Origin of the sequence: Rathayibacter sp. YIM 133350, assembly GCF_037404875.1 — a bacterium.
In the GTDB taxonomy this organism is placed as follows: Bacteria; Actinomycetota; Actinomycetes; order Actinomycetales; family Microbacteriaceae; genus Orlajensenia.
The window spans coordinates 17,018-30,020 of record NZ_JBBELO010000006.1 but is presented as its reverse complement, the minus strand read 5'-3'; the positions used below and the strand labels follow the sequence as shown (position 1 = coordinate 30,020).

Genomic DNA, 13,003 nt, shown 5'->3' with positions numbered 1-13,003 from the left:
CTGTTCCCTGAGCCTGTCGAAGGGAACCGAGTCCGCAGAAACCGTGGGTTCCAGACTCACAGCACCAACAAGAACTGCGGACTCACGAACCAGCACCCACAAGAACTGCGGACTCGGCGACATCCGCACCTCACGACGCTTCGACAAGCTCAGCGAACAGGGGCGCGGCCCCGCAGAAACTGTTCCCTGAGCCTGTCGAAGGGAACCGAGTCCGCAGAAACCGTTCCCTGAGCCTGTCGAAGGGATCCCAACCCGCAGAAACTGCTCCCTGAGCCTGTCCAAGGGAACCCAATCCGCAGAAACTGTTCCCTGAGCCTGTCGAAGAAAACCCAACCCGCAGAAAGCGTGGGTTCCAGGCCCGCAGCACCCACAAGAACTGCGGACTCACGAACCAGCACCCACGAGAACTGCGGGCTCGGCGCGTGTCAGTCGAGCAGGTCGTGGCGCACGACGATGGCGTCGCGGCCGGGGCCGACGCCGATCGCCGAGATGCGCGCTCCGCTCATGGCCTCCAGCGCCAGCACGTAGTCCTGGGCGTTCTTGGGCAGGTCGTCGAAGGTGCGCGCGCCGGTGATGTCTTCGGTCCAGCCCGGGAACTCCTCGTAGACCGGCACGGCGTGGTGGAAGTCGCTCTGCGAGACCGGCACCTCGTCGTGGCGCACACCGTCGACCTCGTAGGCGACGCACACCGGGATCCGTTCGATGCCGGTGAGCACGTCGAGCTTCGTGAGCACGAAGTCGGTCACCCCGTTGATGCGCGCGGCGTAGCGGGCGATGGGTGCGTCGTACCAGCCGGTGCGGCGCTTGCGGCCGGTGGTGGTGCCGAACTCGTGGCCCTTCTCGGTGAGGAAGTCGCCCCACTCGTCGAAGAGCTCGGTGGGGAAGGGGCCGGCGCCGACGCGGGTGGTGTACGCCTTCACGACGGCGATGACGCGCTCGATGCGGTTCGGCGCGATGCCCGAGCCGGTGACCGCGCCGCCCGAGGTGGCGTTCGACGACGTCACGAAGGGGTAGGTGCCGTGGTCGACATCGAGCATGGTCGCCTGGCCGCCCTCGAACAGCACGGTCTTGCCGACCTCGAGGGCGCTGTGCAGCTCGAGCGCGGTGTCGGCGACCATCGGGCGCAGGCGCTCGACGTAACCGAGCAGCTCCTCGACGATCTCGTCGACGCCGATCGCGCGCCGGTTGTACACCTTGACCAGCAAGTGGTTCTTCTGGTCGAGGGCGCCCTCGACCTTCTGTCGCAGGATGTTCTCGTCGAAGAGGTCCTGCACGCGGATGCCGACCCGGTTGATCTTGTCGGCGTATGTCGGCCCGATGCCGCGGCCCGTGGTGCCGATCTGGCGCTTGCCGAGAAAACGCTCGGTGACCTTGTCGATCGTGCGGTGATACCCCGTGATGAGATGCGCGTTGGCGCTGATGCGCAGTTTCGAGACGTCGAGGCCGCGCGCGGTGAGCGCATCCAGCTCTTCGAAGAGCACCTCGAGGTCGACGACGACGCCGTTGGCGATGACCGGGATGACGTTCGGGCTCAGGATGCCGGACGGCAGCAGGTGCAGGGCGTACTTCTCGCCTCCGATGACGACGGTGTGGCCCGCGTTGTTGCCGCCGTTGAACTTGACGACGTAGTCGACACGGGAGCCGAGCAGGTCGGTGGCCTTGCCCTTGCCCTCATCGCCCCACTGGGCACCGATCAGTACGATGGCTGGCATCGGCTGCTAGTCCTCTCCTCAGATGACGAAGGCAGAGGTCGCAGGCGCGTTCACGGCATCCTCGGGAGCGGGGGCCGCGGCGGATACCTCGTCGCCGGTCACACCCCACCTTATCGCGGGGCCCGACGCAGGCCGGCGCCTGACCTCGTCCGGCGTCCACCCGAGAGCAGGCGTGTGCCGCCCACGCGCACAACCGACAATCCTCCATCGCCTGCGCCCGCCCGGCAACCCCGAGGCCGGCGCCCTCGCGGCGGCGTAGCGTGCCCTCACATCCGCGAGAGAGGAAACCGCAATGACCGACACCAGCAACGACGGCCCGTTCGACCTCGTTCCCGACGGCGACGAGGATGCGGCGGTCGACACCGACCAGAACGCCGACACCGTCGACTCGGCGGATGCCGACATCCAGGCGGCGCAGAACGGAACCGTCGGCGACGCAGACACGCCATCACCTGACCGCGTCTGAAGCACCGAGAACCGGCCGGCTCGCACGCAGCCGCCGCCTGTGGGCGGCGGCTGCCGCTCTGCGCGGCCGGGGGAGTTGAAGCCCCACAGAAGAAGGCCGCCCCGTGCGACACCGCGACTCGGGTAATCGTGGTCTCGCGCGGAACGGCCTGCCTCAGATTGTGCCCACTTAGGGGGAGCGGTGCCGCCCCCATTTTGAGGGTCACTCAGTTTCGTCGGCGCCGCGCTGAGTGGCCGCAGCACGCCTCAGGAGGCGAGCGCGGGTCGCCCCCAGCCGGGCCGAATAGACTGGAGGTCATGTCGAAGGTCCTTACGTCCCTGCCCGTCGGCGAACGCGTCGGCATCGCCTTCTCGGGGGGCCTTGACACCTCCGTCGCCGTGGCGTGGATGCGCGAGAAGGGCGCGGTGCCCTGCACCTACACCGCAGACCTCGGCCAGCCCGACGAGCCGGACGTCGAGGCGGTCCCCGATCGCGCCGGCGAGTACGGCGCCGAGCTCGCACGCCTGGTCGATTGCCGCGCGGCACTGGTCGAGGAGGGGCTCGTCGCCCTGCAGTGCGGCGCTTTCCACATCCGCTCGGGCGGGAAGACCTACTTCAACACCACTCCCCTCGGCCGTGCGGTGACGGGCACCTTGCTCGTGCGCGCCATGATGGAGGACGGCGTCGACATCTGGGGCGATGGTTCCACCTACAAGGGCAACGACATCGAGCGGTTCTACCGCTATGGCCTCATGGCCAACCCGCGCCTGCGCATCTACAAGCCCTGGCTCGACCGCGACTTCGTCTCCGAGCTCGGCGGCCGCACCGAGATGAGCCAGTGGCTGCAGGCGCGCGACCTGCCCTACCGTGCCTCCGTCGAGAAGGCGTACTCGACTGACGCCAACATCTGGGGCGCGACGCACGAGGCGAAGCTGCTCGAGGAACTCGACGCCGGCATCACGACCGTCGATCCGATCATGGGCGTCGCGTTCTGGCGGGATGAGGTCGAGATCGCCACCGAGGATGTGACGGTGCGCTTCGAACAGGGTCGCCCCGTCGCGCTGAACGGCGTCGAGTTCGACGACGCAGTCGCCCTCGTGCTCGAGGCCAACGCCATCGGCGGCCGCCACGGCCTCGGAATGAGCGACCAGATCGAGAACCGCATCATCGAGGCAAAGAGCCGCGGCATCTACGAGGCTCCCGGGATGGCGCTCCTGCACATCGCCTACGAGCGCCTGCTCAACGCCATCCACAACGAGGACACCATCGCGAACTACCACAACGAGGGCCGTCGACTCGGACGCCTCATGTACGAGGGACGCTGGCTCGACCCGCAGTCCCTCATGCTGCGCGAGTCGATCGTGAAGTGGGTCGCGTCGGCCGTCACGGGCGAGGTCACCCTGCGGCTTCGTCGCGGAGACGACTACACGATCATGAACACCTCGGGACCGGCACTCAGCTACCAGCCCGAGAAGCTCTCGATGGAGCGTGTCGGCGACCAGGCCTTCGGCCCCGAGGACCGCATCGGCCAGCTCACCATGCGCAACCTCGACATCGCCGACTCCCGGGCCCGGCTCGAGCAGTACGCGCACCTCGGCATCGTGGGCGGCCCGACGGCCGCCCTGGTCGGCGACCTCACCGAGGGTCAGGCGGCCGAGATCGCCGCGGGCGAGGGGTCCGAGCGCGAGGGGGCTCAACTCGACGCCGTCAACGAGGCATCCGCTTTCGACCTCGGCACCGACTGAGCTTCCGCGTGCCGGTCGGAGGCGTGTTCACCCTCCCAGCGACGGCAGGAATGCCTCCCACGCCATGCGGCGTTCACGGTGCGGATCCGACTCGATGCGGTCAGCCTCGTCGATGACCAGGGTCAAGCGCTCGCCCTCGTCGTAGGCGGGCCAGTCCGAGCCCGGCTCGCCGCTCTCGGCGAAGCGCAGCCAGCGCTCGCGCATCCGTCCGCCCGCGGCGGCATAGGCCTCCGCGCCGCCGAGTGAGGTCATCGCCCGTGCGAGCGGCTCCTCCAACCGGTCGAACAGCGCGAACATCTCCACGCCGTGCGTGGCGTCGAGCCCGACGATCTTCAGCAGCCGCGGCGCGACGTCGAACCGATATGCGAAGACCGGGCCGCGACGGGCCTGCAGGTCTGCGAACCGGATGCTCGGGTACCAGAACCCGTAGTCCCCGCCGAAATCGGCCGCGGCTCGAGGCGCAGGCAACCCCGGATAGGCCGCGCGCATGGGATCCCGTGCCTGCGCCGGAGCGCGATCGAACAGGGCCGCAATGCGCCGGGGACTGCGCGGCAGGATGTCGATGCGCCCGCGGAAGATCGATCCTTCGCGTGCGTTGGTGCCGATGATGACCGGGATCTTCCGCGTGTATCCGGAACGGAACGCGACCAGCGGATGCACGGGCAGAAAGCCGCCGTCGACCACCGGGGCGAAACAGAACTCGCCCGGATAGCGATCCGGGGTGCGGATCTGGAGGGTCTCGGCGGCCTCGAGCAGGTCTGCGGCACGGGCGTGCGCGAGCAACGTGGCATCGTCGACGTCGCTCGGCCGGATCGTGCGCAGGCTCTCGACGAACTCCGCGGCCCACGCCCCCGTCGTGGTCGCCTCGTAGACGGCGTTCGGCGGCGGGCTCTGCGCGATCGCACGCGCGAAGAGCCCGCGCGCCGAGGGCGTTGCCATGAGCGTGGTGATCGCGTTGCCACCCGCCGACTCGCCGAACACCGTCACCCGACGGGGGTCACCGCCGAAAGCGCGGATGTTCGCACGCACCCACCGCAACGCCGCTGCCTGGTCACGCAGGCCGAGATTGCCGTCGAAGCGATGCGCACGAGTGGAGTAGCGGCGGAAGTCGAGGTACCCGAACGGGCCGAGACGGTAGTTGAAGCTCACGTAGACCACGCGACCACTGCCTGCGAAGCCCTCACCCTGGCCCGAGAAGTCCCGCGACGATCCGGTGCTGTAGCCGCCGCCGTGGATGAACACCATGACGGGCAGACGCGAGGAAGCGGTGGCGTGTCCGGCCGGCGTTCGCACATTGACCGACAGGCAGTCCTCGCTCATGGGAATGGGGTCGGCGAGTGGGAGCAGACGTCGAATGCTCTGCTGCGCGATGTCGCCGAAGCGCGAGCAGTCACGAACCCCGCGCCACGCGACGACGGGCTGGGGCGCGCGGAATCGCAGCGGCCCGACCGGGGGAGCGGCATACGGGATGCCCTTCCACGCGAGCGTCGTCGACTCGCGAACCCCGCGCACCCTGCCACCGCTCACGCGTACAGTCAGCGCATCGTCGGCCCGGGCGCGCGAGCCAGAACGGCGCGCACGGTTCACCATGCTCGCAATGCAACCACTCCTCGCTCCGGCCGGCGAGGGGGTTGACCCGCCGCCACGACCGGGCCGGTGCGCCTCCGCTCCTCGGCGACCAGCATCCGGGCAGTCCGCCCGGCATCGTCAGCGGATGCCGTGCTGCAGTATCCAGGAGTGCATGGCGATCGCCGCCGCCGCGGATGCGTTGATCGACCGGGTCGAACCGTACTGGGTGATCTCGACCACGGCATCCGCCTCGGCGAGCGCCGCATCCGACATTCCCGGGCCCTCCTGGCCGAACAGCAGCACGCAGCGCTGCGGCCATTCGAACGTCTCGATGGGCACCGACCCGGGCACGTTGTCGACCGCGATGATCGGCAGGTTCTCGCCGGCGGCCCAGGCCACCAGTCCGGCGATGTCGTCATGGTGCACGACGTGCTGGTAGCGGTCGGTGACCATGGCTCCGCGCTTGTTCCACCGTCGGCGGCCGACGATGTGAACGGTGTCGGCCGCGAACGCGTTCGCGCTGCGCACGATGGAGCCGATGTTCATGTCGTGCTGCCAGTTCTCGATGGCAACGTGGAACGGATGCCGGTGGGCGTCGAGATCGGCGACGATCGCCTCCATGCGCCAGTACCGGTAGCGGTCGATCACGTTGCGGGTGTCACCCTGGCGCAGCAGTTCGGGGTCGTAATGCTCGTCGTGCGGCCACTCGTCGACACCACCCGGCCAGGGTCCGACGCCGTGCGTCGAGAGCTCGGGAGTCGGGGAATCGGCGGGCTGCACCGTTCAACGGTAGGGCATCGGGAGGCGCGGCGCTGAGCGGGGGCTACGGCTTCCGCTGGGTGCACGGGACGGGCGGAGGCGATGACGGATGCCGATCCTGCTCCTCTTTTCGGCGCACCGAAATCCGAGTAGGTTTTCGGTATGCCGAAAGCCGCGCCGGCGCAGCGCCCTCGGCCGCCGGCGCAGCCGCCAGCGGCCGGCTCCCCAACGCGCCCGGCGACCGGCGCGCTCTCCGGCAGACCGCGGGGCAGCCGACGCCCACGCGGCCCGCGAGCTGCCTGGCTGCTGGGGCCCGCCTTCGTTGCGGGTGTCGCGTACCTCGATCCGGGCAACGTCGCGAGCAACATGACCGGCGGTGCCCGCTACGGCTATCTGCTCGTCTGGGTGGTCGTGCTCGCCAACGTGACGGCCTGGCTCATCCAGTACCTCTCGGCCAAGCTCGGCGTGGTGACCGGCCGCAGCCTTCCGCAGGTGCTCGGGGGCCGCATCCGTCGCCGCTCGGGACGCGTGCTGTACTGGCTGCAGGCGGAGTTGGTGGCCATGGCGACCGACCTCGCCGAGGTGATCGGCGGTGCGGTCGCGCTCAACCTGCTGTTCGGAACTCCGCTTCTCATGGGCGGAATCATCACGGGCGCGATCTCGATCGTGCTGCTCGTCGTGCAGAACCGGCGCGGACCGCGCACCTTCGAGTTCGTGATCATGGGGCTGCTCGCCGTGATCGTCGTGGGATTCTGCGTGGGCGTCTTCGTCGCGCCGCCGGATGCGGCAGGCCTGCTCGCGGGGCTCGTGCCGCGCTTCACCGACGCCGGCTCGGTGCTGCTCGCCGCATCCATCCTGGGCGCGACGATCATGCCGCACGCGATCTACGCGCACTCGGCGCTCGCGCGCGACCGGTGGGCGGGCGCGCCGGCCGTGCCCACTCCGGCCCCGGATGCGGTTCCCACCCCGCCGTTGAACCATTTGGTCGCCGCTGACCCGCTTCAGGAGGATCAACGGCGACGAAATGGTTCAGAGGCGAGCGAGGACGGCGCCGTGAGCGGCGCCGAGCGGTACGGCATCCCCCGACTGCTGCGGGCGACGCGCTGGGACGTGACCATCGCCATGGTCATCGCGGGCGCCGTAAACCTCTGCATCCTGCTGCTCGCGGCGGCCAACCTCGCCGGCATCCCGGGAACCGACAGCCTCGAGGGCGCCTATGCGGCCATCGGCGAGCGACTCGGCCCCTTGATCGCCACGCTGTTCGCGGTGGGCCTGCTCGCGTCGGGCCTCGCGTCCACGAGCGTCGGGGCCTATGCGGGTGCCGAGATCATGGACGGGCTGCTCCACATCCGCATCCCGCTTCTCGTGCGGCGACTGGTGACGCTCATTCCCGCTCTCGTCATCCTGAGCCTCGGATTCGATCCCACCGTCTCGCTCGTTCTCAGCCAGGTCGTGCTCTCGTTCGGCATCCCGTTCGCGCTCATCCCCCTCGTCGTCGTGACGGCGAGAAGCGAGGTGCTCGGCACCTATCGCAACCGGATGCTCACCACGGCGGCCGGCGTCGCGGCATCCGTGTTCCTCGTGGCGCTGAACGCAACCCTGCTGTGGCTCGTGATCACGGGTGGCTGACAGCACCGCCCCGCGGCGGTAGCGTTGCGCCGTGCCCCACGATGACTCGCGCTCCACTGCTCGCCGGCCGCGGCGAGCCCGCCGATCTCGGCCGCAACCGGATCTCGTGCAGCAGCAGCCCTATGACACGGCTGCCGACCTCACCGGCGCCGTCGGACTCGAAGGAGCGCGCCACTTCAGCGACGTCGCCTATGCCCGCATCGCCGGATTCCGTCCCCTGCTGCTGAGCCTCGCCGTTCCGGTTGCCGCCACAGCTGCCGAGCCGGTGCCGGTCGTGCTCTACCTGCACGGCGGCGCCTTTCTCTGGGGCGCTCACAACGACCCGCTCTTCGGCATCGGATCGGCGCTGCTGGCGCGTGGCATCGCCGTGGCATCGGCGCAGTACCGCCTGCTCGGCGAGGCGCTCTACCCGGCTGCACAGCACGACGTGTCGGCGGCCATCCGCTGGCTGAAGACCGAGGGGCCGAGCCTCGGCCTGGACGCGACGCGAGTCGGCGTCATGGGCGAGTCGGCCGGCGGCCACCTTGCGGTCTTCGCGGGCACGAACAGCACCGACGCGGCTCTGAACGGATCGATCGGCGCGCAGGGCACGGATGCGACGGTGAGCGCCGCCGTTGGCTGGTACCCCGTGACCGATTTCTCCCTGTACGACGACGACCCCTTCCCCGCCGATGCCCCTCCCGTCGAGCAGTGGCCGGCCCCCATCCGCCCGGACGGAGCACCGTCCGCATACGACATCGCCCGCTGGGCGAGTCCCGTCAATCACGTCACCGCATCCGCGGCCCCGATGCTGCTCGTGCACGGCGACGCCGACACGACGGTGCCGCTGGAGCACAGCCACGTTCTCGCATCCGCCCTCTCGGCCGTCGGCGTCGATGCCGAGCTCGTCGTGGTTCCCGGTGGGGAGCACGTCTTCCCGGGGATGAAGACCGGATGGATCAGCGCGCGCACCGCCGCCTTCTTCGCGGAGCGTCTGCAGAGCCGCGACGGCGAGCCGTCCGCCGCGCACGGATAGGGTGACGGGGATGGCCGGCACCTCTTTCGCGATCGAGGACTACCTCAAGAGCATCTACGCGCATACCGAGTGGCAGGCCGACCCGATCACCCCGTCGGTGCTCGCCGGACGCCTCGCGGTCGCCCCCTCATCCGTCACGGAGATGGTGAAGAAGCTCGCGGCGCAGGGGCTGGTCTCGCATCGCCCCTACGGCGCGATAGCACTGACGGATGCCGGCCGCCAGCGTGCCCTCGCGGTCGTGCGACGGCATCGCCTCATCGAGACCTGGCTCGTGAACGACATGGGCTACAGCTGGGATGCGGTTCACGAAGAGGCCGAGGTGCTCGAGCACTCGATCAGCGATCGCCTCATCGAGGCCATCGACGTGCATCTGGGGCGTCCGACCCGCGACCCGCACGGCGACCCCATTCCACAGCGCGACGGCACGGTGCCGAGCGAACCGACCCTCCGATTGAGCGAGGCGCCGGCCGGCCACAGCGGCGTCGTCGTGCGCATCAGCGATCGCGATCCCGAGGTTCTGCGGATGCTCGCCGCGGAGGGCGTGCACCCGAACCTCCCGATGACTGTTCGCCCGGCCGGCATCGAGGTCGACGGACGCATACTCGCACTCGACGACGAGGTCATGCGCGCCATCCGCGTCTCGACGTAGCGGTCGGCGGGCTCACGCCTCGCCGGTACTCCACCAGTTCACGATGGCGGTCTCGTTGAGCAACTGGTCGCCGAGGGCGCGCGCCTTGTAGCGCACGGGATTGTGCGAGGCGATCGTGCGTGCATTGCGCCAGTGGCGGTCCAGCGCCAGGCCGGTGTCGAGAGCGCTCGCTCCGCCGACCTCGAACATCTCGGTCGCGGCGGAGAGCACCGCCGGCAGAATCACCAGCTGCGCCTGCACCGAGGCCGTCTCCGCGGCGGCGACGAGGCGACGTCGCTCGTCGAGCGGTGCGGAGGCGAGGATCGCAGCGCTCGAAGCATCAATCCCCCGCGTGGCCGCGGCGAGCGCGGCATCGGCCGTGAACGACCGGGCGGCGAGCTCGCCCACCGCCTCCTGCACGATCGGATCGGTGCGTGCCGTCTCTCCGCTCCCGTGGCTGTAGACCCGGGTGCGTGCGCGCACGAAGCGCACGGCGTCGTCCACGACGGCGCGCCCGATGCCGGTGACCGCCGCCAGCAGGACGAGTTGAACGAACGCGGCGCCGTGTGACGGCTCGTCACTGCGGCCGTGCCGCACGACGTCGCCCTCCGCCACGCGCACGCCGTCGAAGACCGTGGTCCCGCTGCCCGTCAGGCGCTGCCCGAACCCGCTCCAGTCATCGATCCGACGCACGCCCGGCGCATCCGTCGCCACGAGGACCCCGACGTGGTCGCCTGCGTCGTCCTGCGCGGCGACGGAGACCACATCGGCGAAGAGAGTGCCGGTGCTGTAGTACTTGGTGCCGGAGAGGCTCAGGCCGCCCGCGGCATCCCGCGTCAGGCGGGTGTCGAGCGAGCCGACCTTCGCCGCGCTGCGTTCATGCGAGGCGTTGCCGACGATGGTGCCGTCGGCGACACGGCGCAGTGCCGCATCCCGGACCGCCGGGTCGGCTTGGTGCAGGGATCGGTCGATATAGGAGAAGTGCGACCGGAACAGCTGTGCCAGGTTGGGATCGCGGCGGGCCAGCTCAGCGAGCAACTCGAACAGCGTCTGGTGGGAGGCACCGGAGCCTCCGAAGCCCGTCGGCAGGCTCACGCGGGTGAAGCCGGCGGAGCGCAGTGTCTCGACTTCCGCGTAGGGGAGCCGGCGTTCGCGCTCGCGCTCGGCGGCTGCGGCGCCGACCTCGTCGAAGACGTCGGCGAACCGCGCCACGAGCTCCTCGGTCGAGGCCGCCGTGGCTGGATCCGCCGTAAGCGCGGCCGTCATCGGTCCGCCCGCTCGACGCGTTCACGGCCGACGGAGACGGCGAGGGGATCGCTGGCGCGTTCGCCGTCGACGGTCGCATAGAGCTCGCCGAGCTCCCGCAGGGTCTCGGCGGAGAGCGTGACCGCCGCCGCGGCGACGTTCTCGTCAACCCGCTCGGCCCGACGCGTGCTCGGAATGGGCACGACCTCCACTCCGAGCTCGGCACCGCGGGCGTAGAGCCACGCGAGCGCAAGCTGGGCGGGCGTCACGCCTTCGTGTTCAGCGAGTCGTCGAACCGTCTCGGCGATCGATCGGTTCGCCGCGAGCCGTCCGTCGCTGAAGCGAGGAAAGCGGCGGCGCAGGTCATCGGGGCCCAGCTCCGTCACGGACCCCGTGAGGAAACCGCGGCCGAGCGGGGAGTACGCGACGAACCCGACCCCCAGGCGAACCGCGGTCGGCACGACATGCCTTTCCACGTCGCGACTCCACAGCGACCACTCGCTCTGCACGGCGGCGATGGGATGCACGGCCACGGCGCGCTCGAGTTCGAGCGCCGTGACCTCGCTGAGCCCGATGTGCCCGACGGTGCCATCGGCCACGAGTTCGGCGAGGGCGCCGACCGTCTCCTCGATCGGAACGCGCGCATCGACGCGGTGGTAGTAGTACAGGTCGATGCGGTCCGTACCGAGTCTTCTGAGGCTCGCCTCGACGGACTCCCGCACGTACGGCGCATCACCGCGGGCACGGTAGCCGTCGGCGTCCGGTTCGGAGAGGATGCCGAACTTGGTCGCGAGCACGACCTCATCGCGCCGCTCGGCGATGAGACGCGCGATGAGTTCCTCGTTGCGCCCTCCGCCGTAGACGTTCGCGGTGTCGATGAGGCGCACGCCGAGATCGAGCGCCCGGTTGAGAGTCGCGAGCGACTCGTCGGGATCGGCCGCACCGTAGACGTCCGATAACGCCATGCCGCCGAATCCCTGCTCGGGAACGACGAGATCGGCGCCGAGCCGGGCCGGCTTCAGGGTGGTCATTTGGATGGCGCCTTCCAGTCGGGCAGTGTTCCGTTGAGTTCGAACTGGCCGAGCGCTCGACAGCGCTGGATCGCCGGGTTGTGCGAGGCGATCGTACGGGCATTGCGCCAATGGCGGTCCAGACCGATGGTGCGACTGACGGCCGACGCCCCGCCGACCTCGAACAGTTCGGTCAGTCCATCGAGCACCAAGGGCAGCACGAGCTGCTGCACCCGGAACACGTCGAGCATGGCCGCCTGCTGCTCCCCCTGCGCGGCCGATCCGTCGAGCAGCCGACCCTGAAGGGCCTCGAGCTCTCGTGCTGCGCCCAGCACGAGCGCGCGGGCGCCGTAGGCGACACTGCTGAGCCGCCCCACGATGGATTGCGTGAGTTCGTCGTCACGCGGCGGCGTCTCGCCGGGAAAGCCGAAGATGCGCCGACGCGGCCGCACGAAGTCGACGGTGTCTTCAAGTGCGCGCTGGGCGATGCCCGCGACGACCGCCAGCAGGCTCAATTGGAACACCGCCGCAATGTACTGCCAGTGGCCGGGGTCATCGCCCGATCGCCTGATGTCGGCGGGATCCACGAGCACCTGCTCGAAGGTCGTCGTGCCGCTTCCCGTGAGCAGCTGGCCGAAGCCGTCCCAATCATCGACGGAGCGCACTCCTGCGACGGCCGTCCGAACCGTCACCGCGACGCGTTCGTCGCCATCGAGCGCACTCAGGTGGATCCAGTCGGCGTAGATGCTCCCTGTCGTGTAGTACTTCGTGCCCGTGAGACGGATGACGCCGTCCTCGCGATCGAGCCTCGTCGTGATCGCCGCCGTCTCCTGCCGCTCCGACTGCGCGTTGCCGACGAGGTCGCCGCGGGCGATCCGCTCTACCCAGACCGCCGCATCCGGCTCGTCGATGCCTTCGATGAGCACTCCTTCGACGAACGCGATGTGCCCGCGGTACAGATGCCCGAGGCTCGAGTCGGCCGCCGAGAGATCGATCAGCCGGGAGAAAAGCTCTTCAAACCCGAGTCCCGCGCCGCCGCGGCCGCGCGGAAGTCGCAGCCGTGTGAAGCCGAGCTCCCGCAACTGGGCGACCTCCGCGTGCAGCAGCGTCCGGTTCTTCTCGCGGTCGTATGCCCCCACCCGCACGGATGCGAGCAACTCGCGGAACGCCGGCTCGAATGCGCCGTCCGTCACGGTGCTCTGCGCCTCTTTCGCGTGCTTCTCGGCGACTGTCGTCATGCTCCCAC

Annotated in this window: 12 protein-coding genes; 6 read left to right on the top strand and 6 right to left on the bottom strand. The window is 69.6% G+C overall.

Annotation, left to right across the window (positions count from 1 at the left end; all coding sequences use genetic code 11):
* The coding region (locus tag WDJ51_RS00920) for a hypothetical protein (RefSeq protein ID WP_337850537.1) at positions 1-190 on the top strand (190 nt) is incomplete at its 5' end.
* Between the two features lie 235 nt (positions 191-425).
* Here WDJ51_RS00920 and WDJ51_RS00915 read toward each other — a convergent pair.
* A complete protein-coding gene (locus tag WDJ51_RS00915) occupies positions 426-1,712 on the bottom strand; it encodes an adenylosuccinate synthase (RefSeq protein WP_337850536.1) in 1,287 nt (428 codons plus the stop codon).
* Between the two features lie 292 nt (positions 1,713-2,004).
* Here WDJ51_RS00915 and WDJ51_RS00910 point away from each other — a divergent pair, with 292 nt between their 5' ends.
* Both WDJ51_RS00910 and argG read left to right on the top strand, forming a co-directional pair.
* Positions 2,005-2,178: a hypothetical protein gene (locus tag WDJ51_RS00910; protein WP_337850535.1), complete on the top strand. Its 174-nt coding sequence runs from the start codon at positions 2,005-2,007 to the stop codon at positions 2,176-2,178.
* A gap of 296 nt (positions 2,179-2,474) precedes the next feature.
* On the top strand, positions 2,475-3,902 hold the full coding sequence (argG, locus tag WDJ51_RS00905; protein ID WP_337850534.1) for an argininosuccinate synthase: 1,428 nt from the start codon (positions 2,475-2,477) through the stop codon (positions 3,900-3,902).
* Between the two features lie 27 nt (positions 3,903-3,929).
* On the opposite strand, the gene WDJ51_RS00900 is transcribed toward argG, so the two are convergent.
* Both WDJ51_RS00900 and WDJ51_RS00895 read right to left on the bottom strand, forming a co-directional pair.
* A complete protein-coding gene (locus tag WDJ51_RS00900) occupies positions 3,930-5,492 on the bottom strand; it encodes a carboxylesterase/lipase family protein (protein WP_337850533.1) in 1,563 nt (520 codons plus the stop codon).
* A gap of 117 nt (positions 5,493-5,609) precedes the next feature.
* Complete coding sequence (locus tag WDJ51_RS00895; RefSeq protein ID WP_337850532.1) at positions 5,610-6,251, bottom strand: TrmH family RNA methyltransferase; 642 nt, start codon at positions 6,249-6,251, stop codon at positions 5,610-5,612.
* A gap of 141 nt (positions 6,252-6,392) precedes the next feature.
* On the opposite strand from WDJ51_RS00895, the gene WDJ51_RS00890 reads away from it, so the two are divergent.
* The 3 genes from WDJ51_RS00890 to WDJ51_RS00880 are packed head-to-tail and all read left to right on the top strand — an operon-like array spanning position 6,393 to position 9,523.
* Positions 6,393-7,859 (top strand): Nramp family divalent metal transporter, encoded by a 1,467-nt coding sequence (locus WDJ51_RS00890; protein ID WP_443218448.1) that lies wholly within the window; start codon positions 6,393-6,395, stop codon positions 7,857-7,859.
* A gap of 31 nt (positions 7,860-7,890) precedes the next feature.
* A complete protein-coding gene (locus WDJ51_RS00885) occupies positions 7,891-8,874 on the top strand; it encodes an alpha/beta hydrolase (RefSeq protein ID WP_337850531.1) in 984 nt (327 codons plus the stop codon).
* A gap of 10 nt (positions 8,875-8,884) precedes the next feature.
* Positions 8,885-9,523 carry a metal-dependent transcriptional regulator gene (locus WDJ51_RS00880; RefSeq protein WP_337850530.1) on the top strand — a complete coding sequence of 213 codons (639 nt, stop codon included), beginning with the start codon at positions 8,885-8,887 and terminating at the stop codon, positions 9,521-9,523.
* Positions 9,524-9,535: 12 nt separating this feature from the next.
* Here WDJ51_RS00880 and WDJ51_RS00875 read toward each other — a convergent pair whose 3' ends face one another.
* From WDJ51_RS00875 to WDJ51_RS00865, 3 genes are read right to left on the bottom strand one after another with little or no spacing between them, the layout of a single operon-like run.
* Positions 9,536-10,768, bottom strand: a complete 1,233-nt coding sequence (locus WDJ51_RS00875) for an acyl-CoA dehydrogenase family protein (protein ID WP_337850529.1) — start codon at positions 10,766-10,768, stop codon at positions 9,536-9,538.
* Entirely contained in the window at positions 10,765-11,778 is a 1,014-nt protein-coding gene (locus tag WDJ51_RS00870) for an aldo/keto reductase (RefSeq protein ID WP_337850528.1), read from the bottom strand. Before WDJ51_RS00870 ends, WDJ51_RS00875 begins: the two co-directional genes overlap by 4 nt.
* Complete coding sequence (locus WDJ51_RS00865; RefSeq protein WP_337850527.1) at positions 11,775-12,995, bottom strand: hypothetical protein; 1,221 nt, start codon at positions 12,993-12,995, stop codon at positions 11,775-11,777. The genes WDJ51_RS00870 and WDJ51_RS00865 overlap by 4 nt, the downstream gene beginning before the upstream one ends.
* Between the last annotated feature and the right edge of the window lie 8 nt (positions 12,996-13,003).

Excerpts from the sequence above, each read along its gene's own strand:
- WDJ51_RS00915 (WP_337850536.1), bottom strand. The coding sequence starts at position 1,712 with ATGCCAGCCATCGTACTGATCGGTGCCCAGTGGGGCGATGAGGGCAAG.
- WDJ51_RS00910 (WP_337850535.1), top strand. The coding sequence starts at position 2,005 with ATGACCGACACCAGCAACGACGGCCCGTTCGACCTCGTTCCCGACGGC.
- argG (WP_337850534.1), top strand. The coding sequence starts at position 2,475 with ATGTCGAAGGTCCTTACGTCCCTGCCCGTCGGCGAACGCGTCGGCATC.
- WDJ51_RS00900 (WP_337850533.1), bottom strand. The coding sequence starts at position 5,492 with ATGGTGAACCGTGCGCGCCGTTCTGGCTCGCGCGCCCGGGCCGACGAT.
- WDJ51_RS00890 (WP_443218448.1), top strand. The coding sequence starts at position 6,393 with ATGCCGAAAGCCGCGCCGGCGCAGCGCCCTCGGCCGCCGGCGCAGCCG.
- WDJ51_RS00880 (WP_337850530.1), top strand. The coding sequence starts at position 8,885 with ATGGCCGGCACCTCTTTCGCGATCGAGGACTACCTCAAGAGCATCTAC.
- WDJ51_RS00875 (WP_337850529.1), bottom strand. The coding sequence starts at position 10,768 with ATGACGGCCGCGCTTACGGCGGATCCAGCCACGGCGGCCTCGACCGAG.
- WDJ51_RS00870 (WP_337850528.1), bottom strand. The coding sequence starts at position 11,778 with ATGACCACCCTGAAGCCGGCCCGGCTCGGCGCCGATCTCGTCGTTCCC.
- WDJ51_RS00865 (WP_337850527.1), bottom strand. The coding sequence starts at position 12,995 with ATGACGACAGTCGCCGAGAAGCACGCGAAAGAGGCGCAGAGCACCGTG.